Below are 24,568 nucleotides of genomic sequence, written 5' to 3'. Positions count from 1 at the left end.
CGCCGATGATACTGCCCACACGGGTGGAAAAGTAGGACACCGCCGAACACAAATTGGAATAGCCCCCCACCTCGCGTGGGGGGCTATTTCCTATTCCGGCCCTATTGCTCTTCATTGCGCCCGCAATTAGTCGAAAAGCGTATTCGAATTCGGCATTCTGAATTCATTAATTATGAGTCGCCAGAGCTTGGCCGTATCCTTTCTTTGTGCAGAACAACCAGGGTGGCCGCGGCGAACGTCGGCCCGACCGCGCGTCCAACGGCGGTGGCGGCCAGCAGCGCCCGCGCCGCGACAACCGTTCGGCCCCGCACCGGTCCGGTCCCCAGCGCGCACGTCCGGTGCAGCCCCGCACCGACGGCGACGACCCGCGCCACAGCGGTCCGCCGATCCCACCCGAGATCGAGGCCAAGCAGCTCTCACCCGAGATCCGTGGTGAACTGACCACGCTCGATCGCGCGACCGCCGACGCGGTGGCCCGCCATCTCGTCGCCGCCGGCGAACTGCTCGAGGACGACCCCGAGGCCGCTCTGGAACATGCCCGCGCCGCGCGTGCCCGGTCCGGGCGCATCGCCGCGGTCCGCGAAGCCGTCGGGATCGCCGCCTACCAGTGTGGCGACTGGGCCCAGGCGCTCGCGGAGCTGCGTGCCGCACGCCGAATGGGAAGTCGCTCACCGTTGTTGGCGCTGATCGCCGATTGCGAGCGCGGCGTCGGCCGCCCCGAACGGGCGATCGAGCTCGCCCGCAGTGACGAGGCCGCCGCGCTGACCGGGGAGGACGCCGACGAACTGCGCATCGTCGTCGCCGGCGCACGATCCGATCTCGGCCAGCACGAGCAGGCACTGGCAGTGCTGTCGACCCCGACGCTCGACCCGGCCCAGACCGGGCAGACCGCGGCGCGGCTGTTCTACGCCTACGCCGATACGCTGCTGGCCCTCGACCGGCGCGACGAGGCGCTGCAATGGTTCCTGAACGCCGCCAAGGCCGATGTCGACGGTGTGACCGACGCCGAAGAGCGCATCACGGAGCTGTCCTGAGGTGAGCACCCTTGCGCAGCAGCACGATTGCCTGCTGCTCGACCTCGACGGCACGGTGTTCCGCGGACACGAGCCCACCCCGGGCGCGGTGCAGACGCTGGCCGCGATCGACGCGCGGGTGCTCTACGTGACCAACAACGCGTCCCGCAGTGCCGGGCAGGTCGCCGACCATCTGTGCGAGCTGGGCTTCACCGCCGTCGCGGCCGATGTGGTGACCAGTGCCCAGAGCGCGGCCCGACTGCTGGCCGAGCAGTTGCCCGGCGGCGCGAAAGTGCTTGTCGTCGGCACGGACTCGCTGGCCGACGAGGTCCGCGCCGTCGATCTGACGCCGGTGCGGGAGTGGTCCGACGACCCGGTGGCCGTGGTGCAGGGGCACAACCCCGAGACCGGCTGGCAGAACCTCGCCGAGGCGGCGCTGGCGATCCGGGCCGGGGCACTGTGGATCGCCGCCAATGTCGACAAGACGCTGCCGTCGGAGCGCGGCCTGCTGCCCGGCAACGGGTCGATGGTGGCCGCGCTGCGCATCGCCACCGAGGCCGAACCTCAGGTCGCCGGCAAGCCCGCCCCCGCGCTGATGGCCGATGCGCTGTCCCGGGGGGAGTTCGACCGACCGCTGGTCGTCGGTGACCGCCTCGACACCGACATCGCCGGCGCCAACGCCGCGGCGCTGCCCAGCCTGATGGTGCTGTGCGGTGTGAACACCGCCGCCGACGCGATCTGGGCCGATGAGGACCAGCGGCCAGGTTTCCTGGCCGAGGATCTGCGCGCCCTGACCGGCGCGGCAGCAGACACCCTGCGGATCGCCGAGCACCCGGGCTGGCAGGTCGAGGTCTCACCCGAGGCGGTCACGCTGTCGTCCACCGGTTCTGATCCCGGCGACGCGTTGTCGCCGGTGCGTGCGATCGCCGCGGCCGTGTGGGGCGCCGGGACGACCGGCCGCCGACCCATCACCGGCGCCGACAACGCGGCGCGACAGGCCGTCGCACGGTGGGCTCTGGAGCCGACCTCCATCGGCTAGCGTGAACCCCGACATGAGTAACGATCCCGACCAGATCCGCGCCCAGGTCGCCGAACTCCTCGGTGAGCATTCGGACCTGTCGGCAGCCGACCTGGACTCCGTCGCCGCGCGCCTGGACGAGGCGCACGATCTGCTGGTGCGCGCGCTGGAATCCGTCGAGAAGGGCTGACCCGCGTGACGCGGCGCGCACGTGTGGACGCCGAACTCGTCCGCCGGGGACTGGCCCGGTCGCGGCAGCAGGCGGCCGAGCTGATCAACGCGGGCCGGGTCCGGGTCGACGGTATGCCGGCGACCAAACCCGCCACCGCGGTGACCGTCACCGCGAACCTGACCGTCGAGGGTGGCGACGAAGACTCCTGGGTGTCCCGCGGAGCCCACAAACTGATCGGCGCTCTCGACGCGTTCGGCGTCGACGTCGCGGGCCGGCGCTGCCTGGACGCGGGGGCCTCGACCGGTGGGTTCACCCAGGTGCTGCTGCATCGCGACGCCCGCGAGGTCGTCGCCGTGGACGTCGGCTACGGCCAGCTCGCGTGGCCGGTGCGCACCGACCCCCGGGTGACGGTGATGGAACGCACCAACGTCCGCGACCTCACCGCCGACGCGATCGGCGGGCCCGTCGACCTCGTCGTGGCCGACCTGTCGTTCATCTCGCTGGCGACGGTGCTGCCCGCACTGACCGCGTGCTCGTCACCCGGCGCGGATATCGTTCCCATGGTGAAACCGCAGTTCGAGGTCGGCAAGGACCGGGTCGGCACCGGCGGCGTGGTGTCCGATCCGCTGCTGCGCGCCGATGCGGTGCTGTCGGTCGCCCGCCGGGCCGCCGAACTGAACTGGCACGCTGTGGCGGTGACCGCCAGCCCGCTGCCCGGACCCGCAGGCAATGTCGAATACTTCCTCCGGTTGCGGGCCGACGCCGAACCCATGCCGGCCGACGCGCTCGAAGCCGCTGTCCGGCAGGCCGTCGAAGAAGGGCCGCAATGAGCGTCAGTCCGCCGGAGCGCACCATCTTGTTGGTCGTGCACACCGGCCGTCCGGAGGCCACAGAGGTCGCGCGCCGTGTCGAGAAGGTGCTGGCCGACAACGGGATCGGTTTGCGGGCGCTGTCCGCGCAGGCGGTCGACCGGGGGCCGGTGCCGCTGTCCCCGGACGACATGCGGGCCCTCGGGGCCGGGATCGAAGTGGTCGACATCGACGAACGCGCCGCCGAGGGCTGCGAGCTGGTGCTCGTGCTGGGCGGCGACGGCACCTTCCTGCGGGCGGCCGAATTGGCCCGCAACGCCGAGATCCCGGTCCTCGGGGTCAACCTCGGCAAGATCGGATTCCTCGCCGAGGCCGAAGCCGAGGCCATCGACACGGTGCTCGACCACATCATCCGGCGCGACTACCGGGTCGAGGAACGCATGACGCTCGACGTGTCGGTGCGCGCCGGCGGGGAAGTGCTCGACCGCGGCTGGGCGCTCAACGAGGCCAGCCTGGAGAAGGGTCCCCGCCTCGGTGTGCTCGGGGTGGTCGTCGAGGTGGACGGCCGCCCGGTGTCGTCGTTCGGCTGCGACGGCGTGCTGGTCTCGACGCCGACGGGGTCGACGGCGTATGCGTTCTCCGCGGGCGGCCCGGTGCTGTGGCCCGATCTGGAGGCGATCATCGTGGTGCCCAACAACGCCCACGCGCTGTTCGCCCGGCCGATGGTCACCAGCCCCGACGCGGCGATCGCGATCGAGATCGAGGCGTCCGGCCATGACGCGCTGGTGTTCTGCGACGGCAGGCGGCAGATGATCCTGCCCGCCGGCGGCCGGCTCGAGGTCACCCGGTGCAGCACCCCGCTCAAGTGGGTGCGGCTGGACAGTGCGCCGTTCACCGACCGTCTGGTGCGCAAGTTCCGGTTGCCGGTCACGGGGTGGCGCGGACAGTAGTGCTAGCCGAAATCCGAATCGAGGCGCTGGGAGCCATCAGCGCGGCGACCGCAGAGTTCGACGGCGGTCTGACCGTGCTCACCGGTGAGACCGGCGCGGGCAAGACGATGGTCGTCACCGGCCTGCATCTGCTCGGCGGTGCGCGCGCCGACGCGACCAAGGTGCGGTCGGGCTCCGACCGTGCGGTCGTCGAGGGCCGCTTCACCACCACCGAGGTCGGGGACGCGGTCAGCGCACGGGTGGACGAGATCCTCGACTCGTGCGGCGCCGACCGCGACGACGACGGCAGCGTCATCGCCGCCCGTTCGGTCAGCCGCGACGGCCCGTCACGCGCCTACCTGGGCGGGCGCAGCGTGCCGGCCAAGTCGCTGAGCGGTTTCACCAACGAACTGCTGGCGCTGCACGGGCAGAACGACCAGCTGCGGCTGATGCGGCCCGACGAGCAGCGCGCGGCCCTGGACCGCTACGCCGACGTGTCCCGCCCACTGCAGCGCTACCGCGCGGCACGCGATACGTGGCTGGACGCGCGGCGCGACCTGGAGGACCGTCGCCGGCGCGCCCGCGAGCTCGCTCAGGAGGCCGACCGGCTGCAGTTCGCGCTGAACGAGATCGATCTGGTGGACCCGCAGCCGGGCGAGGATGAGGCCCTGGTCGCCGACATCCGGCGGCTCTCGGAGCTCGACGCGCTGCGGGAGGCGGTGCAGACCGCGCGCGCGGCACTGTCCGGTGACGGGGACGACGCCGCGGCGGACGGGTTCTCCGCGGCCGCCGCGGTCGGACGGGCCCGCACCGCGCTGGAGGGCACCGACGACACCCCGCTGCGGGCGCTCGGTGACCAGCTGGGGTCGGCGCTGACGGTCCTGGTCGATGTGTCCGGCGAGCTCAGCCAGTACCTGGACGATTTGCCCAGCGATGCCAGCACTTTGGAGTCCAAGCTGGCGCGCCAGGCCGAACTGCGGACGCTGACGCGCAAGTACGCCCCGGACGTCGACGGCGTGCTGGCCTGGGCGAAGGACGCCAAGGACCGGCTCTCGGCGCTCGACGTATCCGAGGAGACGCTCTCTGAGCTGCAGCGCCAGGTCGACGAGCTGCAGGTGACGGTCGTCGCCGCGGCGCAGGACGTCACCAAGGCGCGCACCAAGGCGGCCAAGGGCCTGTCCAAGGCGGTCACCACGGAACTGGCCGGGCTGGCGATGTCGGGGGCGCAGTTCGCGATCTCGGTCTCCCCGTTACTCGCCCGCGCCGACGACACCGCCCCGCTGGTGCTGCCGTCGGGCGAGACGGTGCACGCGGGCCGTGACGGGGTCGACGCCGTCGAGTTCGGGTTCGCCGCGCACAACGGCACCGACCTGCTGCCGCTCCACAAGAGCGCCTCGGGTGGCGAGCTGTCGCGGGTGATGCTGGCGCTGGAGGTGGTGCTCTCGGCATCGGCCGAGGGGACGACGATGGTGTTCGACGAGGTCGACGCCGGGGTCGGCGGCCGCGCCGCCGTCCAGATCGGCCGCAGGCTGGCGCGGTTGGCACGCACCCACCAGGTCATCGTCGTCACCCACCTGCCGCAGGTCGCCGCGTACGCCGACGTGCACCTGGTGGTCGAAGGGGTGTCGGGTGGCACCGACGGTAAGAAGGCCGGTGCGAAATCCAGGGAGGCGAAATCGAGCGGCGTGCGTCGCCTCGACGACGACGACCGGGTCGCCGAACTGGCCCGCATGCTCGCCGGGCTGGGGGAGTCCGACAGTGGTCGGGCGCATGCCCGTGAGCTGCTCGACGCCGCCCGCGCCGAACGCGCCGCCGCCGACTGATCAGCCGCGAAGGACCGTGTCGAGCAGCGCGGCGACGAAGCCTGTGTCGGGAGCGTCCGCGGTCATCAGCGCGCGATAGAACACGGCACCGGACAGGGCCGTCGACGCGGTCTCCGGATCCACCGTGGCAGGGAACTCGCCGGATGCGACGCCGGCCGCAATGGTCTCGGTGAGCCGTCGTCGCCGCTGCGCCGAGAACTGGTGCAGTCGGCGGCGGAAATCGTCGTCGTTGGCGGCGGCGTGGATCACCGCGGGCAGGCACGCCGCCACCGGCGAATCGGACAGTGCGGCGGCGAGGTGGTCCAGCAGGATCTGCGCGCGCCGGCGTGCGGTCTCGTCGCCGTCCTCGGGACGGGGATCGGGCTGGCGGCTGAGCCCGGCGAGGGCATCGGTGACCAACGCCGCCTTGTCGGGCCAGTGCCGGTACACCGTGCTCCTGCCGACTCCGGCGCGGACGGCGACCGCCTCCATCCGGAATCCGGAATGACCGCTTTCGGCGAACTCCGCGAGCGCCGCGCGCAGGATGGCGCGCCGTGAATGGGCGATCCGCGGATCTTGCCTGGGACTACTTGTCTCGCTATGGGACACAGTCGTATCGTAACTGCACGGAGGTGCGACAATCTCCGACTTCAGTGTGCGGTACATCGTGGACGACATCGACGACACGGTGGATTTTTACACCCGCCATCTGGGCTTCGAGGTGGTGATGAAACCCGGGCCGGGGTTTGCGATGTTGCGCCGAGGTGGGCTGCGGTTGCTGGTGAACACCCCTGCCGGCGGCGGTGGTGCCGGACAGCGGATGCCTTCCGGTGAACTGCCGCGGCCCGGCGGCTGGAACCGCTTCCAGGTGCAGCTCGAAGACCTGGATGCGGTGGTGGCGGCCCTGCGCGAGGAGGGTGTCACCTTCCGCGGCGCGCTCATCGAGGGGCGCGGCGGGCGTCAAGCGCTGGCGGAAGATCCATCCGGAAACCTGGTCGAACTCTTCGAGGCGTACACACCCTAAAACCTGTTACTCGTGTGACAGAAGCGAACTTCTGGGGCTGGTGTTACGGCGCGCCTCCGACGGATTTCCGCTGTCGCTGGCCAGAATCGGGCCATGAAGATGTCAGCGCTGCTGTCCCGTAATGCCAGCTCACGGCCAGGTATCACCGGCACCGCCCGAGTGGACCGCGACATCGATCGTCTTCTGCGACGCGTCACCCCCGGCGACATCGTCGTCCTGGATGCGCTCGATCTCGACCGCGTGACCGCCGACGCCCTCGTCGACGCCGGAGTCGTGGCCGTGGTGAACGCGTCGCCGTCGATCTCCGGCCGATACCCGAACCTCGGCCCCGAGGTGCTGGTCGCCAACGGCATCACGCTCATCGACGACACCGGGCCCGAGGTGTTCAAGAAGGTCAAGGACGGCGCCCGGGTCCGGATCAACGAGGGCGGCGTGTACCACGGCGACCGCCGCCTGATCCTGGGCACCGAGCGCACCGACGCCGACATTCACGAGCTCATGCAGGAGGCCAAGGGCGGGCTGGTCGCGCACCTGGAGGCCTTCGCGGGCAACACGATCGAGTTCATCCGCAGCGAGAGCCCGCTGCTGATCGACGGCATCGGCATCCCCGACATCGACGTCGACATGAACCGGCGCCACGTGGTGATCGTCGCCGAGGAGGAGCACGCGGCCGCGGACCTGAAGGCCCTCAAGCCGTTCATCAAGGAGTATCAGCCGGTGCTGGTGGGCGTCGGTGCCGGCGCGGACACGTTGCGCAAGGCCGGGTACCGGCCCGCGCTGATCGTCGGCGACCCCGACAAGATCAGCACCGAGGTGCTGCGGTGCGGCGCCCAGGTGGTGCTGCCCGCCGACGCCGACGGGCACGCCGCCGGGCTGGAGCGGATCCAGGATCTCGGGGTCGGCGCGATGACGTTCCCGGCCGCCGGGTCGGCCGCTGATCTGGCGCTGCTGCTGTGCGACCACCACGGCGCGGCGCTGATCGTCACGGTCGGTCACGCCGCCAGCATCGAGGAGTTCTTCGACCGCAACCGGCAGCAGAGCAACCCGTCGACGTTCCTGACCCGGATGAAGGTGGGGGAGAAGCTGGTCGACGCGAAAGCGGTCGCCACGCTGTACCGCAGCCGGGTCTCCGGCGGCGCCATCGCGATGCTCGTGCTCGCGATGCTGATCGCGGTGATCGCCGCGCTGTGGGTGTCGCGCGCCGACGCGGCGCTGCTGGAGTGGGTCTCGCAGTACTGGAACCAGTTCCTGCTGTGGGCTCAGGGCCTGGTGTCGTAGAGGACCGACGTGATCTCACTGCGCACCCACGCCATCTCGCTCGCCGCGGTCTTCCTGGCGCTCGCCATCGGTGTGGCGCTGGGGTCGGGGCTGCTGTCCAATACCGTGCTGTCCGGCTTGCGTGACGACAAGCAGGACATGCAGCAGCAGATCCACACCTTGACCGACGAACGCAACGCGTTGAACGAGAAGCTCAGTGCAGCAGGGAATTTCGATGCGCAAATGGCGCCGCGGATCCTGCGCGACACCCTGGCGAACAAGTCGGTGGTGATCTTCCGCACCCCTGACGCCACCGACGGCGACGTCGACGGCCTGGTCCGGATGGTCGGTGCCGCGGGCGGTTCGGTGTCCGGCACCGTCGGGCTGACCCAGGAGTTCGTCGACGCGAACTCTGCCGAGAAACTGCTGTCGGTGGTCAACTCGCCGATCGTGCCCGCCGGCGCGCAGCTGAGCACGGCCACCGTCGACCAGGGCTCGCAGGCCGGTGACCTGCTCGGCATCACGCTGTTGGCGAACAAGGATCCGAAGGCGCCCCCGATCGACGACGGCCAGCGCGAGACCGTGTTGCGCGCGCTGCGTGACACCGGGTTCCTGACCTACGGCACCGAACGGATCGGCGCGGCCAACACCGCGCTCGTTGTCACCGGCGGCCCGCTCGGCGAGGACGCCGGCAACCAGGGGGCAACGGTGGCGCGGTTCGCGTCCGGCCTGGCCAGGCACGGGTCCGGCACCGTGCTCGTGGGCCGTGACGGATCCGCGACAGGGACCGCCGCGATCGCGGTGACCCGCTCGGATGCCGCGCTGAAGAACGCGGTCAGCACCGTCGACGACGTCAACGCCGAATCGGGACGCATCACCGCCGTGCTGGCGCTCGGCGCGTTGCTCAACGGCGCCCGGCCGGATCAGTTCGGCGTCGGTCCGGGAGCGACGTCGGTCACCGTCCCGCAATAGCCACCGGCGCGCCGGGAACAGTGAGGCGCTGTCGGTGTTAGGGTGAGATTCCGTGGGTCGGCAGGCCCCAACAGGGTTTTCGAACTCATCGAAGACCCGAACCGAACGAAGCCCTGCCCGGTCATCACGGAGGTAGTTCTTGCCAGCGCTACGCAAGCACCCGCAAACGGCCACCAAGCACATCTTTGTCACTGGTGGTGTCGTGTCGTCACTCGGTAAGGGGCTCACGGCGTCCAGCCTCGGCCAGCTGCTGACCGCGCGGGGCCTGCAGGTCACGATGCAGAAGCTCGACCCGTATCTCAACGTCGACCCCGGCACGATGAACCCGTTCCAGCACGGTGAGGTCTTCGTCACCGAGGACGGCGCCGAAACCGACCTCGACGTCGGCCACTACGAGCGCTTCCTCGACCGGAACCTGTCCGGGTCGGCGAATGTGACCACCGGGCAGGTGTATTCGACGGTCATCGCCAAGGAGCGCCGCGGCGAGTACCTCGGCGACACGGTGCAGGTGATCCCGCACATCACCGACGAGATCAAGCGCCGGGTGCTGGAGATGGCCGCCCCCGACGCCGACGGCAACCGGCCCGACGTGGTGATCACCGAGGTCGGCGGCACCGTCGGCGACATCGAATCGCTGCCGTTCCTGGAGGCCGCGCGCCAGGTCCGCCACGAGGTGGGCCGCGACAACTGCTTCTTCCTGCACTGCTCGCTGGTGCCCTACATGGCGCCGTCGGGTGAGCTCAAGACCAAGCCGACCCAGCACTCGGTCGCCGCGCTGCGCAACATCGGTATCCAGCCCGACGCGCTGATCCTGCGCTGCGACCGCGACGTGCCGGAGCCGTTGAAGGTCAAGATCGCGCTGATGTGCGACGTCGACATCGACGGGGTCATCTCGACCCCGGACGCGCCGTCGATCTACGACATCCCCAAGGTGCTGCACCGCGAGGAGCTCGACGCGTACGTCGTGCGCCGGCTCAACCTGCCGTTCCGCGACGTCGACTGGACGCAGTGGAACGATCTGCTGCACCGCGTCCACGAGCCTCGCGACACCGTCCGAATCGCGTTGGTGGGCAAGTACATCGACCTGTCGGATGCGTATCTGTCGGTCGCCGAGGCGTTGCGGGCCGGCGGGTTCGCCCACCACGTCAAGGTGGACATCCGCTGGATCCCGTCCGATGACTGCGAGACCGAGGCCGGTGCCGCCGCCGCGCTGGGCGACGTCGACGGGGTGCTGATTCCCGGCGGGTTCGGGATCCGCGGCATCGAGGGCAAGCTCGGTGCCATCCGGTTTGCGCGCAGGCGCGGCCTGCCGTTGCTGGGGCTGTGCCTGGGCCTGCAGTGCATCGTGATCGAGGCCGCCCGCTCGGTGGGGCTGACCGAGGCGAACTCCGCCGAGTTCGATCCCGACACCCCCGACCCGGTGATCTCCACGATGGCCGATCAGCGCGACGCCGTGGCCGGCGAGGCCGACCTCGGCGGCACCATGCGGCTGGGCGCATATCCCGCTGTGCTGGAGAAGGATTCGCTGGTCGCCAAGGCCTACGGAGCCACCGAGGTCTCGGAGCGGCACCGGCACCGCTACGAGGTGAACAACACCTACCGCGAGCGGATCGCCGAGAGCGGGCTGCGGTTCTCCGGCACCTCACCCGACGGGCACCTGGTCGAGTTCGTCGAGTATCCCGCCGACGTGCACCCGTTCCTCGTCGGCACTCAGGCCCACCCGGAGCTCAAGAGCAGGCCGACCCGCCCCCACCCGTTGTTCATCGCGTTCGTCGGTGCGGCCGTCGAGTACAACAACGGGGAACGACTGCCCGTCGAAATTCCGGAGCTTCCGGACTCGCAGGCCAACGGTGCCGAGCAGCACGCACTCGAGGACGCCCCGGCTCGTGGCTGAGGACGACCCGGGCACCCACGAGTTCTCCACCGCAAGTTCGGAAACCCTGCACGTCGGCAAGATCCTGGCGTTGCGCGCCGACGAGGTGCGGATGCCCGGCGGGGGAACCGCCCGGCGCGAGGTGGTGGAGCACTTCGGTGCGGTGGCCGTGGTCGCACTCGACGAGGACGGTCGGGTGGTGCTGGTCCATCAGTACCGCCACCCGTTCGGCAGGCGGTTGTGGGAGCTGCCCGCGGGGCTGCTGGATTTCGGCGGCGAGGAGCCGCATGTGACCGCGGCCCGCGAACTCGTCGAGGAGGTGGGGCTGGCGGCACGCGAGTGGCACACGCTGGTCGACACCGCGTCCGCGCCGGGTTTCTGCGATGAGAGCGTCCGGATCTTCCTGGCCACCGGACTCAGCGAGGTGGAGCGCCCCGAGGCCCACGACGAGGAGGCCGACCTGACCGTGACCCGGGTCGACCTCGCCGACGCGGTGGCCCGGGTGTACTCCGGGGACATCGTCAACTCCATCGCGGTGGCGGGCATCCTGGCCGCCCACGCGCTGCCGGACCCCTCGTCGTTGCGGCCGGTCGACGCGCCGTGGGTGGACCGGCCCCGGGCGTTCGCCCGCCGGATCGGGCATACGTGAGCGAGGCGGCGGCGATGGACGTCGGAACCGCCCTCGACGATCAACTCCAGGGCTACCTCGATCACCTGGCGATCGAGCGTGGGGTCGCCGCCAACACGCTGAGCTCCTACCGGCGCGATCTTCGCCGCTACGCCGAACATCTGCGGGCACGGGGAATCGGCGACCTCGCCGAGGTCGCCGAGACCGACGTCAGCGAGTTCCTGGTCGCGCTGCGCCAGGGTGACCCCGACAACGGCGTGGTGCCGCTGTCGGCGGTGTCCGCCGCGCGGGCACTGATCGCGGTGCGGGGTCTGCACCGGTTCGCCGCATCCGAGGGATTCGCCGCGATCGACGTGGCCCGCGACGTCAAACCGCCGACCCCGAGCAGGCGGCTGCCGAAGAGCCTGACCATCGACGAGGTGCTGGCGCTGCTGGACGCCGCCGGTGGTGACAGCGAGGCCGACTCACCGCTGACGCTGCGCAACCGGGCGCTGCTGGAACTGCTGTACTCGACCGGCGCCCGGATCTCCGAGGCGGTCGGGCTCGACGTCGACGACGTGGACACCGAGGCCCGGTCGGTGCTGCTGCGCGGTAAGGGTGGCAAGCAGCGGCTGATCCCGATCGGGCGCCCCGCGGTCAGTGCACTGGACACCTACCTGGTGCGGGGCCGTCCCGACCTGGCCCGCCGCGGACGCGGGACCCCGGCGATCTTCCTCAACGCCCGCGGTGGCCGGTTGTCGCGGCAGAGCGCGTGGCAGGTGCTGCAGGACGCCGCCGAACGCGCGGGCGTCACCGCGACGGTGTCCCCGCACGTGCTGCGGCACTCGTTCGCGACCCATCTGCTCGACGGCGGCGCCGACGTGCGGGTGGTGCAGGAACTGCTCGGCCACGCCTCGGTGACGACCACGCAGATCTACACGATGGTCACCGTCAACGCGCTGCGCGAGGTGTGGGCCGGCGCCCACCCGCGGGCCCGCTAACCGACCAGGTACTCCGATTCGAGCACCAGGTCGGGCAGCAGCGACTGGTATTCGACATGGGTCTTGTGCTCGACGGTGTCCCACCGCACGCCCTGCTGTTCGCGCATGTAGCGCCGGTAGCCCGGTGCGCCGGGGATGCGCACGTTGTCGGCGACGACGATCGAGCCCCGGTGCAGCCAGCCGCGTTCCTCGATGGCGAGCAGATCGGGCAGGTACGCGCTCTTGTCGTGGTCGATGAACAGCAGGTCGACACCGCCCGCGGTGACGTCGTGCTCGCCGGCGAGGGTGTCGAGGGTGTGCCCGCCGTCCCCGATCGTGCCGACGACGCAGGTGACCCGGCCGGCGACCCCGGCGTGGGCCCAGATGCGGCGCGCCACCTCGGCGTTGGCCGCGGAGAACTCCACCGACAGCACCTTGACGAGCATCGCCTCGCGGGTGGCGAAGGTGTCGATCGCGGCGAGCGCCGCAGCCACGTCACCGCGCGGTGCGGTGGCCTCGACGAAGTCCGCGCACGCGGTCTCCCGGCCGTCACCGAACTGGCCGGTGCGCACGAACGACGGCATGCCCAGCGCCAGCCGGGCCCACCTCCGCAGACCGTTCATGGCGTGAGATTAGCCGCGATATCCGGCCTTCGTGCGGGTCTGCCTCACCGATTCGTCTCTCCCCGTTAAACTTGCCCGGATGTCCGCCATGCCTGCAGGTTGCCTGACCAGCGAAGGTCTGGCATGACCGACCCGACAGGCGCCCCGGACCCCGAACCCACTCCCGGTCTGACCGGCCGGCTCCCACGTCAGACCCCCGAACCCACGCCCCGCACCTCGCACGGACCCGCGAAGGTCATCGCGATGTGCAACCAGAAGGGCGGCGTCGGAAAGACCACCTCGACGATCAACCTCGGCGCGAGCCTGGCCGAGTACGGCCGACGCGTGCTGCTCGTCGACCTGGACCCGCAGGGGGCGTTGTCGGCCGGGCTGGGTGTGCCGCACTACGAGCTCGAGCACACCGTGCACAACCTGCTGGTGGAGCCGCGGGTGTCGATCGACCAGGTGCTGATCAAGACCCGGGTGCCCGGGCTGGACCTGGTGCCGAGCAACATCGACCTGTCCGCCGCCGAGATCCAGCTCGTCAACGAGGTCGGCCGTGAGCAGACGCTGGCCCGCGCGCTGTACCCGGTGCTGGACCGCTACGACTACGTGCTGATCGACTGCCAGCCGTCGCTGGGCCTGCTCACCGTCAACGGGCTGGCCTGCAGCGACGGGGTGATCATCCCGACCGAGTGTGAGTTCTTCTCGCTGCGCGGGCTGGCGCTGCTCACCGACACCGTCGAGAAGGTGCACGACCGGCTGAACCCGAAGCTGGAGATCAGCGGCATCCTGATCACCCGTTACGACCCGCGCACGGTGAACTCGCGCGAGGTGATGGCCCGTGTCGTGGAACGCTTCGGGGACCTGGTGTTCGACACCGTGGTGACCCGCACCGTGCGATTCCCCGAGACCAGTGTGGCCGGCGAACCGATCACCACGTGGGCGCCGAAATCTGCTGGCGCCGAGGCATATCGGGCGCTGGCGCGTGAGGTCATCTACCGGTTCGGCGCGTGAGCGAGACCACGACCGCGGATCAGCCCACCGATGCGTCGCCCCAGGCCGGGTTCAAGGTCCGGCTCAGCAACTTCGAGGGCCCGTTCGATCTGCTGCTGCAGCTGATCTTCGCGCACCGGCTCGACGTCACCGAGGTCGCGCTGCACCAGGTGACCGACGAGTTCATCGCGTACACCAAGCAGATCGGGCCGCAGCTGGGCCTCGACGAGACCACGTCGTTCCTGGTCGTCGCCGCGACACTGCTGGACCTGAAGGCCGCGCGTCTGCTGCCGGCCGGCGAGATCCACGACGAAGAGGATCTTGCGCTGCTGGAGGTCCGTGACCTGCTGTTCGCCCGGCTGCTGCAGTACCGGGCGTTCAAGCACGTCGCCGAGATGTTCGCCGAGCTGGAAGCCGCGGCGATGCGCAGCTACCCGCGGGCGGTGTCCCTGGAGGACCGGTATTCCGAGCTGCTGCCCGAGGTGATGCTCGGCGTCGACGCGGCCCGGTTCGCCGAGATCGCCGCCGCGGCGTTCACCCCCCGCCCGGTGCCGTCCGTGCGCCTCGACCATCTGCACCAGGTGTCGGTCTCGGTTCCCGAGCAGGCGGCCAAGCTGGTCTCGTTGCTGGAGCAGCGCGGGGTCGGGGAGTGGGCGTCGTTCTCCGAGCTGGTCTCCGATTGTGAGGTGCCGATCGAGATCGTCGGGCGGTTCCTCGCGCTCCTCGAGCTGTACCGGGCGCGGGCGGTAACATTTGAGCAGCCCGAGGCGCTTGGCGTGCTCCAGATCGCGTGGACCGGAGAGCGGCCGACCAGCCAACAGTTGGCGACCGCGGACGCGGAATAGAAAAGACTATGACAGAAGAGATCTCGACGGACAGCCCCTCGGATGTGGAGACCGTCGACACCGACGGGCATGACCCGGCCGAGGCCGACGGCGACGAACTCGTCGACTTCGCACCGGCCGAACTGGACGACACCGAACTGGATTCCGTCCTCGAAGCGCTGCTCCTGGTGGTCGACACCCCGGTGACAATCGACACACTGGCCACCGTCACCGAGCAGCCCGCCGAACGCATCACCGACCGCCTGCGGCTGCTCGCCGACGGGTACGTCGCCCGCGACAGCGGCATCGACCTGCGCGAGGCGGGCGGTGGCTGGCGGATGTACACGAGGGCCCGCTATGCGCCGTATGTGGAGAAACTGCTGCTCGACGGGGCCCGCTCGAAGCTGACCCGCGCGGCGCTGGAGACCCTGGCGGTGGTCGCGTACCGGCAGCCGGTGACGCGGGCCCGGGTCAGCGCGGTGCGCGGGGTCAACGTCGACGCGGTGATGCGCACGCTGCTCGCGCGCGGGCTCATCACCGAGGCGGGCACCGACGCGGATTCGGGGGCGGTGACCTTCGCGACGACCGAACTGTTCCTCGAGCGGCTCGGGCTGACATCGCTGACCGATCTGCCCGACATCGCGCCGCTGCTGCCGGACGTCGACGTGATCGACGACATCAGCGAAAACCTCGGTGAGGAACCGCGATTCATGAAACTCAACGGCGCCCGGGCTCCCGAAGCCCCGGCCGCCATCGACGTCGATCAGGACTGAGGATGACAGAAAACGACGGAGTGCGCCTGCAGAAGGTGTTGTCCCAGGCCGGAATCGCGTCGCGGCGCGTCGCGGAGAAGATGATCCGCGACGGCCGCGTGGAGGTCGACGACCAGATCGTCACCGAACTCGGCACCCGTGTCGACCCCGCGGTGCAGGTGATCCGCGTCGACGGCGCCAGGATCACCGTCGACGAGGAGCGGGTGTACCTCGCGATCAACAAGCCGCGCGGCATGCACTCGACGATGTCCGACGACCGCGGCCGGCCGTGCGTCGGCGATCTGGTCGAACACCGGGTCCGCGGCACCAAGAAGCTGTTCCACGTCGGGCGCCTCGACGCCGACACCGAGGGATTGCTGTTGCTGACCAACGACGGTGAGCTCGCGCACCGGTTGATGCACCCGTCCTACGAGGTGCCCAAGTCCTATGTCGCCACCGTGCTCGGATCGGTGCCAAAGGGGCTGGGCCGCAAGCTGCGCGACGGAGTCGTACTCGACGACGGGCCGGTGCGGGTCGACGATTTCGCGTTGGTGGACACGGTGCCCGGACGCACCCTGGTGCGGGTCACCCTGCACGAGGGCCGCAAGCACATCGTGAGGCGGCTGCTGGCCGAAGTCGGCTTCCCCGTGCAGGAACTCGTCCGCACCGACATCGGCTCGGTGACGCTCGGCGACCAACGCCCGGGCAGCATCCGCGCGTTGACCCAGAAGGAGATCGGCGAACTGTACAAGGCGGTGGGACTGTGAGCCCCTCTGTGGTGATCGCGATCGACGGCCCTGCCGGAACCGGAAAGTCCTCGGTGGCACGAGGTTTGGCCCGCGCACTGCACGCCCGCTATCTCGACACCGGGGCGATGTACCGCATCGTGACGCTCAGCGTGCTGCGCGCCGGCATCGATCTGGCCGACGCCTCGGCGATCGCGGACGCCGCCCGCCGGGTGGATCTGGCGGTCGGTTTCGACCCGGACGAGGACCGCTCGTATCTGGCCGGTGAGGACGTCTCGGCCGAGATCCGTGGCGATGCCGTCACCAAGGCCGTCTCGGCGGTCTCAGCGGTGCCGCAGGTCCGGGCCCGGCTGGTCGAGTTGCAGCGTGAACTCGCCTCTGCGCCGGGCAGTGTCGTCGTCGAGGGCCGCGACATCGGCACCGTGGTGCTGCCGGACGCGGACGTGAAGATCTTCCTGACCGCCTCGGCCGAGGTGCGTGCCAGGCGGCGCACCGACCAGAACATCGCCAACGGCAGGCCCGCCGACTACGACGCGGTCCTCGCCGACGTCAAACGCCGGGACCACCTGGACTCCACCAGGGCGGTGTCACCGCTGCGGGCGGCCGACGACGCGATCGTCGTCGACACCAGCGAGATGAATCAGGACGAGGTCGTGACGTACCTGACCGAACTCGTTGCACAGAGAGCAGGAGTGTCCCGATGACCGAGGACGGCGCCGGCGACGGCGTGTGGTTCGACGAGGGCGACTGGGAGCTGGGCGCCGAAGAGGTCGCCGAAGCCATCGAGGAGGCCTCGGCTCCGCCGCCGGTGGTCGCCGTCGTGGGCCGGCCCAACGTCGGCAAATCCACTCTGGTGAACCGGATCCTGGGCCGGCGTGAAGCCGTCGTACAGGACGTGCCCGGCGTGACGCGGGACCGGGTGTCCTATGACGCGTCCTGGGGCACCCAGCGATTCGTCGTGCAGGACACCGGCGGGTGGGAACCCGACGCCAAGGGTCTGCAGCAGCTGGTGGCCGAGCAGGCGTCGGTCGCGATGCGCACCGCCGACGCGATCATCTTCGTCGTCGACGCGGTGGTCGGAGCGACCACCGCCGACGAGGCCGCGGCAAAACTGTTGCAGCGCTCCGGGAAACCGGTGTTCCTGGCCGCCAACAAGGTCGACAACGAGCGCGGCGAGGCCGACGCGGCCGCGCTGTGGTCGCTGGGGCTGGGGGAGCCGCATCCGATCAGCGCGATGCACGGCCGCGGCGTCGCCGACCTGCTCGACTCCGTCGTCGCGGAGCTGCCGTCTGTCTCCGAGGTTTCCGGGGCAGGAGGCGGCGGCCCGCGCCGGGTCGCGCTGGTGGGTAAGCCCAACGTCGGGAAATCGTCTCTGCTGAACCGGCTTTCGGGCGATGTGCGCTCGGTGGTGCACGATGTCGCGGGCACCACCGTCGACCCGGTCGACTCGCTGATCGAGATGGACGGCAAGCTCTGGCGTTTCGTCGACACCGCGGGCTTGCGCCGCAAGGTCGGGCAGGCCAGCGGACACGAGTTCTACGCGTCGGTGCGCACCCACGGCGCGATCGACGCGGCCGAGGTCGCGATCGTGCTCGTCGATGCGTCCCAGCCGCTGACCGAACAGGACCAGCGGGTGCTGTCGATGGTGATCGAGGCGGGCCGGGCGCTGGTGCTGGCTTTCAACAAGTGGGACCTGGTGGACGAGGACCGCCGCTACGTGCTGGACCGCGAGATCGACCTGCAGCTGGCCCAGATCCAGTGGGCGCCGCGGGTGAACATCTCGGCCAAGACCGGCCGCGCCGTGCAGAAACTGGTGCCCGCGCTGGAGACGTCGTTGGCGTCCTGGGACAAGCGCATCACCACCGGGCAGCTGAACTCCTTCCTCAAGGAGGTCGTCGCCGCGACCCCGCCGCCGGTTCGTGGCGGCAAGCAGCCCCGCATCCTGTTCGCTACGCAGGCGGCGTCGCGTCCGCCGACGTTCGTGTTGTTCACCTCCGGCTTCCTGGAGGCCGGTTACCGCCGCTTCCTGGAGCGCCGGCTGCGTGAGACGTTCGGGTTCGAGGGCAGCCCGATCCGGATCAACGTGCGGGTGCGTGAGAAAAGGGGTTCGAAGTCGCGGCGGTGACTTCGCTAGGGTCGGTTGAGTGTCCGTACTCGACATGGTCCTCATCGCGCTCGCGGGTGTCGGGGCGGGAGCCATCAACGCCGTCGTCGGTTCCGGCACGCTGATCACGTTTCCCACCCTGGTGACGCTGGGTTTCCCGCCGGTCACGGCGACGATGTCGAACGCGGTGGGCCTGGTCGCCGGCGGGGTGTCGGGGACCTGGGGTTACCGCCGCGAGCTGCGCGGTCAGTGGCACCGGCTGCGCTGGCAGCTGCCCGCGTCGTTCATCGGCGCTGCCGGCGGTGCGTGGCTGCTGCTGCATCTGCCGGAGAAGGTCTTCATCCAGGTGGTGCCCGGGCTGCTGATACTGGCCCTGGTGCTGGTGGTGCTCGGTCCGCGGATCCAGAACTGGGCCAAACAGCGCGCCGAAGCTGCGGGCCGGTCCGTCGACCACGTCTCGACGGCCCGGATGATCGCGCTGGTGGCCGGGACGTTCGCGGTCGGCGTCTACGGCGGCTATTTCACCGCGGCACAAGGCATTCTGCTGATCGCGGTGATGGGTGCGCTGCTGCCCGAGGATATGCAGCGGATGAACGCCGCGAAGAACCTGCTGTCGTTGGTCGTGAACATCGTCGCGGCGGTCGCCTACACGGTGGTCGCGTTCGACCGGATCAGCTGGGCGGCGGCCGCGCTGATCGCGGTCGGGTCGCTCGCCGGCGGATTCCTCGGTGCCCACTACGGGCGCCGGCTCTCGCCGGCGGCGCTGCGCGCGGTGATCGTCGTGGTGGGGCTGATCGGGTTGTGGCGCCTGCTGGCGGTGTAGCTCAGAACGTGCGGCGGTGCGCCTCCTGCTCCAGCACGGCATCGAGGTCCCCGAGACGCTCCATCGAGGACACCGCGCGGCGGGTGCGCATGTTGGCGGCCAGCCGGTCGCGGTGGCGATGGGTGAAAGCCCAGTAGCCGGCGGTGAACGGGCACGCGTCGTCGCCGAGGCGCTTCTTCGGGTCGTAGGCGCAGTCGCGGCAGTGGTCGCTCATCTTGTTGATGTAGGCGCCGCCGGAGGTGTAGGGCTTGGTGGCCAGGCGCCCGCCGTCGGCGTGCTGGCTCATACCGACGACGTTGGTCGGCATCACCCAGCGGAAGCCGTCGACGAACGCGGTGGCGAACCATTCGGTGAGTTCGTCGGGTCGGTAGCCGCGCTGCAGTGCGTGGCTACCGAGGATCATCAGGCGCTGGATGTGGTGGGTCCAGCCGCGGTCGCGGACGCCTTCGAGCGCGTCGTGCAGGCATCGGGCGGTGACGGCGTCGGCGTCGAGGTCGGCCCACCAGTCAGGCAGCTCGGTGTGGGCATTCAGTTCGTTGGCCTGGGTGTAGCCGGGCCCGAAGTGCCAGTACAGGTGCCACATGTATTCGCGCCAGCCCAGGATCTGGCGGATGAAGCCTTCGACGGCGGACAGCGGGGCCGCACCGTCGCGGTAGGCGCGTTCGGCGGCCTCCACGGCGTCGAGGGGATGCAGCACACCGAGGTTCAGCGGCACCGACAGCAGGGAGTGCGACATCGCCCAGTCCTCAGTCAGGATCGCGTCCTCGTAGCGGCCGAAGTGGGGGAGCCGGTGCTCGATGAAGCGGGCGAGCGCGCGTTTCGCCTCGGCCGGGGTGACGGCGAACAACCGCGGTCCGTCCGCGCCGACGGTGTCGAGGCCCATCGTGTCGAGGTCGTGGCGGACGTGCGCGTCGATGTCGTCCTCGCGCGGTCGGTACGGGGCCGGTACCCCGAGGGTGGGTGTCTTGGGTGGCGGTTCGCGGTTGTCCTCGTCGTAGTTCCAGCGGTTGCCGACCGGGTCGGCGCCGTTCATCAGCACGTCGAAGCGGCGCCGCTGATCGCGGTAGAAGTCCTCCATCCGGAACCGGGTGCGCGCCCCGGCCCACTCGGCGAAGTCGTTGCGGGACAGGGCGAAGGTGGGCGCGGGCAGCACGTCGGCGACGAGGCCCTGCTGCATGAGCCGGTGCACGAACTGTTCGGCAGCGTGCGAGGTGGGCTGGTGGACCAGCACGGGGCGGCCGAAGCGTCGCAGGCCCTCGGTGTAGGTGCCGGCCTGGATCAGGGTGGCCCGGTCGCCGAGGTCCCGCGCGGCGTGGCGCAGCGCGGACAGCACCAGGTGCAGTTTCTGGCGGTGATGGCGGCGCTTGCGCAGCGCGGAGGTGGCCTCGATCAGCACGATGTCCCGGTGGGCGTGCTCGCCGCCGTACACGGCGGGGCCGAGCTGGTCGGCGAACAGCCACAGCGCAGTGTCGTCGGTGGGCACGGTGTCGGGATGCCCGATCTGCGGGGCGACACGCGGTTGGGATTCCGGTGTCACGCTGATGTAAGCTTTCGACCGCCTACCGGCGATCCCGGAAGGCACCGCGGGCTGTGGCGCAGCTTGGTAGCGCACTTGACTGGGGGTCAAGTGGTCGCAGGTTCAAATCCTGTCAGCCCGACGCGAGAACGAAGGCCAGGACCGGCGTAAACCGGCCTGGCCTTCGTGCTGCGGAGGTCACGAGGCGCTCTCTCAGCCTGAGGACGCGTCAGGTGCCCAGACGCCATACCCAGACGGGCCGCAGGCCGAGTGCGCACCCCATCACGTGCTCATGTCGTGCTGTCCTGCAGGACGCGGACGACGTGGTGGAGGGGTTCGGGCACCGTGGAGACTGCGCCGACGTACGGGTGGGAGAGTTCGACGACGAGGAACAGTTGGGCGCCGACCAGGGTGCCGATGATGGCGACCATGGCGTAGTGGTTGGTGGCTTTCTCGACGCCGTAGATGATCGCGCAGCCCAGAAGCAGACCGCTGGTGACGAATATGACCGCCCACAGCGACCAGGGTGGGCCGGTGTCTGTCCGGGCCTGCAGAACGCGTTCGGCGCGATTCTTGCTGGCATCGTTCAGGTTGCTGAAAGAGGATGCGAGAAGCGTCTTTTGGGCATCTGTGCTCGCTTGCACGTTCTCGTAGGCGGCGTAGAGGCGATCGAGTGCGCGGTCCGCCTCGGGAAAGGAGCGCCCTTCGTTGACTTCGTCCCATTCGGTGATCGCTGCCTGTTCGTATTCCAGCAGGGCTTGCCGAATCCGGTCCCTGTCGGGCTGGTCGAAGATATGCGAATCCCTGGCCAGTTGAGCACCAGCGGTGCCCTCGGTGCGCACGAGGTCATCGGCATGGCTGATCTGTCCCCACATCGCCGTGACGACGAAGCCGATGAAGAACGCGAACACGAAACCCACAACGCCGAACGCGAACTTGATGACGTCGTTGTGTTCCTCGCCTCGCAGGTTGGGGAATCGACGACGCACGACGGTCTGGGCCACGACCGCGATGCCCGCGGTGCAGGTGACCATGAGAAGCAGGAGCAGCCACGGCGGCACGTGCGAGACCATCCACTGACTCACATTTCCCCCTTGGCTCGCGATCTCCGGCCCGGCTGGGCGCGGCGCCGAAACATGACTGTAGGTGTGGGGCACCCAGGGTGGGAGCGATCCGGGATTCCGCTCCCTGGTCCGGCCTACGGCCGATTCGCGGGGGCTCCGTGCCGGCCTGGTGCTTCGAGTTCGGTCGAGAGTGTCCGGACACGCTTCTCGATGTCGTCGCGGATGAGGCGGACGGCGTCGACCCCTTGGCCTGCCGGGTCGGCGAGTTCCCAGTTCTCGTAGCGCTTCCCGGGGATGTAGGGGCATTCGTCGCCGCACCCCATGGTGACGACCACCTGGACGGATTCCAGATCGTCCATGGTCCAGCGTCGGGGTTGTTCTCCGCTGATGTCGATGCCCTTCTCTGCCATGGCTTCGACGGCAGCGGGGTTGACGTGGTCGGCGGGTTCAGAGCCACCCGAGTAGACGGTGACGCGATCGCCCGAGAAGTGTTTCAGGAAACCCATGGCCATCTGGGAACGCCCGGCGTTGTGGGTGCACAGGAACAGCACGGCGGGTTTCGCGTCGGTCACGGGTTTGGCCTCTCTGTCGCTGGTGCGACGGTGTGCGGGTCTCTGAACTTCTTGCGGAGCAGCAGGGCCACGTAGACCAGTGCGACGAGGACGGGCACTTCGATGAGCGGGCCGACCACGCCGGCCAGCGCTTGACCGGACGTGGCGCCGTAGGTGGCGATGGCGACAGCGATAGCGAGTTCGAAGTTGTTGCCTGCGGCGGTGAACGCCAAGGTGGTGGTGCGCTCATAGCCGAGCCCCAGTACGGCACCCAGGAGGTAGCCGCCGCCCCACATGATCGTGAAGTAGGCCAGCAGCGGGATCGCGATGCGAATGACATCCATTGGGCGGCTGGTGATCTGAGCACCTTGCAGCGCGAACAGGATCACGACGGTGAACAGAAGACCGTAGAGCGCCCACGGCCCGACCCTCGGGAGGAACTGAGTCTCGTACCAATGCCTGCCTTTCGCTCGCTCACCGAGCCGTCGAGACAGGTAGCCGGCGGCGAGCGGGATTCCCAGGAAGATCAGCACGGATTTGGCGATCTGCCACGGTGATGTGCTGATCGTGGCTTGTTCCAGGCCGAGCCAACCCGGCAGCACCGACAGGTAGAACCACCCCAGCACCGCGAACATCACCACTTGGAAGATCGAGTTCAACGCCACCAGGACTGCTGCTGCTTCCCGGTCGCCGCAGGCGAGGTCGTTCCAGACGATGACCATGGCGATACAACGCGCCAGACCCACGATGATCAGCCCGGTGCGGTACTCGGGAAGGTCAGGCAGGAACAGCCACGCCAAGGCGAACATCAACGCCGGGCCTACCACCCAGTTCAGCACCAGGGAACTGACAAGCAGTTTGCGGTCGCCGGTCACGGTATCGAGGCGGTCGTAGCGGACCTTGGCCAGCACCGGGTACATCATGACCAGAAGCCCGAGGGCGATCGGCACCGAGATGCCGTCGAACTGGACACTGTTGAGCCACGTATCGAGGCCGGGCACCCCTCTGCCGAGGAGCAGGCCCGCCGCCACAGCGACGCCGATCCACACCGGCAGGAGCCGTTCCAGCGTCGACATCCTCTCCACGACCGCGATACGCGGCGCGGACTCACCGCTATCGGTTGGCGCCATCAGCAGCAGGACTGCGCGGGCTCGGTCTCGGCTGTCTTGGCAGCGGGACCGCCACAGCACACCCCCGACTCGCCGGCGGTGCTCTCTTCGAGGTGCTGCGGGCTGGTGCCGAACGTCTCCGAATCGGCGAGCACGGTGTAGACCTCCCACTTCTCGCCGGCGGGGCCGGTCACCCAGACCTTGTCCTGTGTGGCGAAGCAGCAGGTGGTGTTGATCTCCTCCTCGGTGAACAGGCCCTCGCCGGTGAGGCGCGCGATCTCGGCGTGGACGGTCTCGCTGGACTCGACCTCGACGCCCAGGTGGTTGATCGTTCCGCCCTTGCCGGGGTTCTCCAGGAGCACGAGCTTCAGCGGCGGCTCGGCGACCGCGAAGTTGGCGTAGCCCGGCTTCACCTTGGCAGGGGTGGTGTTGAACAGTTTCGAGTAGAACGTGACCGCCTCGTCGAGGTCGTCGACGTTGAGCGCGAGTTGCATGCGGGACATGGGAACCTCCAGAACCTGTGTGACATATATCGAACTACCAGTGGAGGTCAGAATGCCACCTTTTTGATAAATGTCAATCTAGTGGCACACTGGGTTCGTGCCCAAAGCTCTGCCAACCATCGACATGTCGGCTCCGGTGTGCTGCGCCCCGGTCGCCTCGGGTCCGATGAGCGAGGACGACGCGCTCCAGGTGGCATTGCGGCTGAAGGCGCTTGCCGACCCGGCGCGCGTCAGAATCATGTCGATGCTGTTCAGTTCCCCAGCGGGCGAGGAGAACAGCGGCGATTTGGCGGCGGCGTTGGAGTTGACCGAGTCCACGATCAGCCACCATCTCGCCCAACTGAGGCGTGCTGGATTCGTCGTGTCGGATCGCCGGGGAATGAACGTCTTTCATCGGCCGGCCTCCGCTGCGCTGGGGGCGCTGTGCGCCGTACTCGACCCGAACTGCTGTCGCTGACTCAGCCTCCATAGTTTCGGCCTGCATGAACTGGCGGTTTCAGGGACCACAGGCCCTAGCGGCGC

At 69.4% G+C, this 24,568-nt stretch carries 27 protein-coding genes and 1 tRNA gene; 21 read left to right on the top strand and 7 right to left on the bottom strand.

Features of this window, described 5'->3' with window-relative positions:
• Nucleotides 1–206: 206 nt before the first annotated feature.
• The 6 genes from BST38_RS19595 to recN are packed head-to-tail and all read left to right on the top strand — an operon-like array spanning nucleotide 207 to nucleotide 5,764.
• On the top strand, nucleotides 207–1,034 hold the full coding sequence (locus BST38_RS19595) for a tetratricopeptide repeat protein (RefSeq protein ID WP_083145125.1): 828 nt from the start codon (nucleotides 207–209) through the stop codon (nucleotides 1,032–1,034).
• A gap of 1 nt (nucleotide 1,035) precedes the next feature.
• Nucleotides 1,036–2,052 (top strand): HAD-IIA family hydrolase, encoded by a 1,017-nt coding sequence (locus BST38_RS19590; RefSeq protein WP_083145124.1) that lies wholly within the window; start codon nucleotides 1,036–1,038, stop codon nucleotides 2,050–2,052.
• Between the two features lie 13 nt (nucleotides 2,053–2,065).
• The gene (locus BST38_RS29420) at nucleotides 2,066–2,221 is read left to right on the top strand and encodes a hypothetical protein (protein WP_165761615.1); all 156 of its coding nucleotides are present in this window, start codon (nucleotides 2,066–2,068) and stop codon (nucleotides 2,219–2,221) included.
• 5 nt (nucleotides 2,222–2,226) lie between these two features.
• Nucleotides 2,227–3,033: a TlyA family RNA methyltransferase gene (locus BST38_RS19585; RefSeq protein WP_083145123.1), complete on the top strand. Its 807-nt coding sequence runs from the start codon at nucleotides 2,227–2,229 to the stop codon at nucleotides 3,031–3,033.
• Complete coding sequence (locus BST38_RS19580; protein ID WP_083145122.1) at nucleotides 3,030–3,962, top strand: NAD kinase; 933 nt, start codon at nucleotides 3,030–3,032, stop codon at nucleotides 3,960–3,962. Before BST38_RS19585 ends, BST38_RS19580 begins: the two co-directional genes overlap by 4 nt.
• Nucleotides 3,962–5,764: a DNA repair protein RecN gene (gene recN / locus BST38_RS19575; RefSeq protein WP_083145121.1), complete on the top strand. Its 1,803-nt coding sequence runs from the start codon at nucleotides 3,962–3,964 to the stop codon at nucleotides 5,762–5,764. Before BST38_RS19580 ends, recN begins: the two co-directional genes overlap by 1 nt.
• Here the strand turns inward: recN and BST38_RS19570 are convergent, their stop codons facing one another.
• Nucleotides 5,765–6,352 (bottom strand): TetR/AcrR family transcriptional regulator, encoded by a 588-nt coding sequence (locus BST38_RS19570; protein WP_237160849.1) that lies wholly within the window; start codon nucleotides 6,350–6,352, stop codon nucleotides 5,765–5,767.
• Between the two features lie 31 nt (nucleotides 6,353–6,383).
• Between BST38_RS19570 and BST38_RS19565 the strand changes: the two genes are divergently transcribed.
• The 6 genes from BST38_RS19565 to xerD all read left to right on the top strand — a co-directional run bounded on the left by BST38_RS19565 (nucleotide 6,384) and on the right by xerD (nucleotide 12,477).
• Nucleotides 6,384–6,767 carry a VOC family protein gene (locus tag BST38_RS19565; RefSeq protein ID WP_083145141.1) on the top strand — a complete coding sequence of 128 codons (384 nt, stop codon included), beginning with the start codon at nucleotides 6,384–6,386 and terminating at the stop codon, nucleotides 6,765–6,767.
• A gap of 93 nt (nucleotides 6,768–6,860) precedes the next feature.
• Nucleotides 6,861–8,045: a putative cytokinetic ring protein SteA gene (gene steA / locus BST38_RS19560; protein ID WP_083145120.1), complete on the top strand. Its 1,185-nt coding sequence runs from the start codon at nucleotides 6,861–6,863 to the stop codon at nucleotides 8,043–8,045.
• A gap of 9 nt (nucleotides 8,046–8,054) precedes the next feature.
• Nucleotides 8,055–8,996, top strand: coding sequence for a copper transporter (locus BST38_RS19555; protein ID WP_083145119.1), 942 nt, complete (start codon nucleotides 8,055–8,057; stop codon nucleotides 8,994–8,996).
• 139 nt (nucleotides 8,997–9,135) lie between these two features.
• Nucleotides 9,136–10,890, top strand: coding sequence for a CTP synthase (pyrG, locus tag BST38_RS19550; protein WP_083145118.1), 1,755 nt, complete (start codon nucleotides 9,136–9,138; stop codon nucleotides 10,888–10,890).
• Nucleotides 10,883–11,518, top strand: coding sequence for an NUDIX domain-containing protein (locus BST38_RS19545; RefSeq protein WP_083145117.1), 636 nt, complete (start codon nucleotides 10,883–10,885; stop codon nucleotides 11,516–11,518). The genes pyrG and BST38_RS19545 overlap by 8 nt, the downstream gene beginning before the upstream one ends.
• 14 nt (nucleotides 11,519–11,532) lie before the next feature.
• On the top strand, nucleotides 11,533–12,477 hold the full coding sequence (gene xerD / locus BST38_RS19540; protein ID WP_083145140.1) for a site-specific tyrosine recombinase XerD: 945 nt from the start codon (nucleotides 11,533–11,535) through the stop codon (nucleotides 12,475–12,477).
• Here xerD and BST38_RS19535 read toward each other — a convergent pair.
• Complete coding sequence (locus tag BST38_RS19535; RefSeq protein ID WP_083145116.1) at nucleotides 12,474–13,079, bottom strand: O-methyltransferase; 606 nt, start codon at nucleotides 13,077–13,079, stop codon at nucleotides 12,474–12,476. The genes xerD and BST38_RS19535 overlap by 4 nt on opposite strands.
• Before the next feature lie 123 nt (nucleotides 13,080–13,202).
• Here BST38_RS19535 and BST38_RS19530 point away from each other — a divergent pair, with 123 nt between their 5' ends.
• Genes BST38_RS19530 through BST38_RS19500 form a run of 7 tightly spaced genes read left to right on the top strand, consistent with a single transcriptional unit; the run spans nucleotide 13,203 to nucleotide 19,303 of the window.
• The gene (locus BST38_RS19530) at nucleotides 13,203–14,075 is read left to right on the top strand and encodes a ParA family protein (RefSeq protein ID WP_083145115.1); all 873 of its coding nucleotides are present in this window, start codon (nucleotides 13,203–13,205) and stop codon (nucleotides 14,073–14,075) included.
• Nucleotides 14,072–14,899 carry a segregation/condensation protein A gene (locus tag BST38_RS19525; RefSeq protein ID WP_083145114.1) on the top strand — a complete coding sequence of 276 codons (828 nt, stop codon included), beginning with the start codon at nucleotides 14,072–14,074 and terminating at the stop codon, nucleotides 14,897–14,899. Before BST38_RS19530 ends, BST38_RS19525 begins: the two co-directional genes overlap by 4 nt.
• Nucleotides 14,900–14,907: 8 nt before the next feature.
• Complete coding sequence (gene scpB / locus BST38_RS19520) at nucleotides 14,908–15,651, top strand: SMC-Scp complex subunit ScpB (protein WP_083145113.1); 744 nt, start codon at nucleotides 14,908–14,910, stop codon at nucleotides 15,649–15,651.
• A 2-nt stretch (nucleotides 15,652–15,653) separates the two neighbouring features.
• Nucleotides 15,654–16,397, top strand: coding sequence for a pseudouridine synthase (locus tag BST38_RS19515; RefSeq protein WP_083145112.1), 744 nt, complete (start codon nucleotides 15,654–15,656; stop codon nucleotides 16,395–16,397).
• On the top strand, nucleotides 16,394–17,080 hold the full coding sequence (cmk, locus tag BST38_RS19510; protein WP_083145111.1) for a (d)CMP kinase: 687 nt from the start codon (nucleotides 16,394–16,396) through the stop codon (nucleotides 17,078–17,080). Before BST38_RS19515 ends, cmk begins: the two co-directional genes overlap by 4 nt.
• On the top strand, nucleotides 17,077–18,501 hold the full coding sequence (gene der, locus BST38_RS19505) for a ribosome biogenesis GTPase Der (protein ID WP_083145110.1): 1,425 nt from the start codon (nucleotides 17,077–17,079) through the stop codon (nucleotides 18,499–18,501). Before cmk ends, der begins: the two co-directional genes overlap by 4 nt.
• Before the next feature lie 34 nt (nucleotides 18,502–18,535).
• A complete protein-coding gene (locus BST38_RS19500) occupies nucleotides 18,536–19,303 on the top strand; it encodes a sulfite exporter TauE/SafE family protein (protein WP_165761617.1) in 768 nt (255 codons plus the stop codon).
• 1 nt (nucleotide 19,304) lies between these two features.
• On the opposite strand, the gene BST38_RS19495 is transcribed toward BST38_RS19500, so the two are convergent.
• Nucleotides 19,305–20,786, bottom strand: coding sequence for a cryptochrome/photolyase family protein (locus BST38_RS19495; protein ID WP_181792133.1), 1,482 nt, complete (start codon nucleotides 20,784–20,786; stop codon nucleotides 19,305–19,307).
• Between the two features lie 101 nt (nucleotides 20,787–20,887).
• Between BST38_RS19495 and BST38_RS19490 the strand changes: the two genes are divergently transcribed.
• A tRNA-Pro gene (locus BST38_RS19490) sits at nucleotides 20,888–20,961 on the top strand.
• 148 nt (nucleotides 20,962–21,109) lie between these two features.
• On the opposite strand, the gene BST38_RS19485 is transcribed toward BST38_RS19490, so the two are convergent.
• From BST38_RS19485 to BST38_RS19470, 4 genes are all read right to left on the bottom strand, one after another.
• Nucleotides 21,110–21,892 (bottom strand): bestrophin-like domain, encoded by a 783-nt coding sequence (locus BST38_RS19485; protein WP_083145107.1) that lies wholly within the window; start codon nucleotides 21,890–21,892, stop codon nucleotides 21,110–21,112.
• A gap of 125 nt (nucleotides 21,893–22,017) precedes the next feature.
• Nucleotides 22,018–22,455, bottom strand: coding sequence for an arsenate reductase ArsC (locus tag BST38_RS19480; protein ID WP_083145106.1), 438 nt, complete (start codon nucleotides 22,453–22,455; stop codon nucleotides 22,018–22,020).
• Complete coding sequence (gene arsB / locus BST38_RS19475) at nucleotides 22,452–23,564, bottom strand: ACR3 family arsenite efflux transporter (RefSeq protein WP_083145105.1); 1,113 nt, start codon at nucleotides 23,562–23,564, stop codon at nucleotides 22,452–22,454. Before arsB ends, BST38_RS19480 begins: the two co-directional genes overlap by 4 nt.
• A complete protein-coding gene (locus BST38_RS19470; protein ID WP_083145104.1) occupies nucleotides 23,564–24,046 on the bottom strand; it encodes an ArsI/CadI family heavy metal resistance metalloenzyme in 483 nt (160 codons plus the stop codon). Before BST38_RS19470 ends, arsB begins: the two co-directional genes overlap by 1 nt.
• A gap of 97 nt (nucleotides 24,047–24,143) precedes the next feature.
• Between BST38_RS19470 and BST38_RS19465 the strand changes: the two genes are divergently transcribed.
• Nucleotides 24,144–24,503: an Rv2640c family ArsR-like transcriptional regulator gene (locus BST38_RS19465; protein ID WP_083145103.1), complete on the top strand. Its 360-nt coding sequence runs from the start codon at nucleotides 24,144–24,146 to the stop codon at nucleotides 24,501–24,503.
• The last annotated feature ends 65 nt before the right edge of the window (nucleotides 24,504–24,568 follow it).

The organism is Mycolicibacterium parafortuitum (assembly GCF_002086815.1).
Lineage (GTDB): Bacteria > Actinomycetota > Actinomycetes > Mycobacteriales > Mycobacteriaceae > Mycobacterium > Mycobacterium parafortuitum.
The sequence above is the reverse complement of the archived record's forward strand: the minus strand, read 5'-3'. Positions and strand labels throughout refer to the sequence as shown.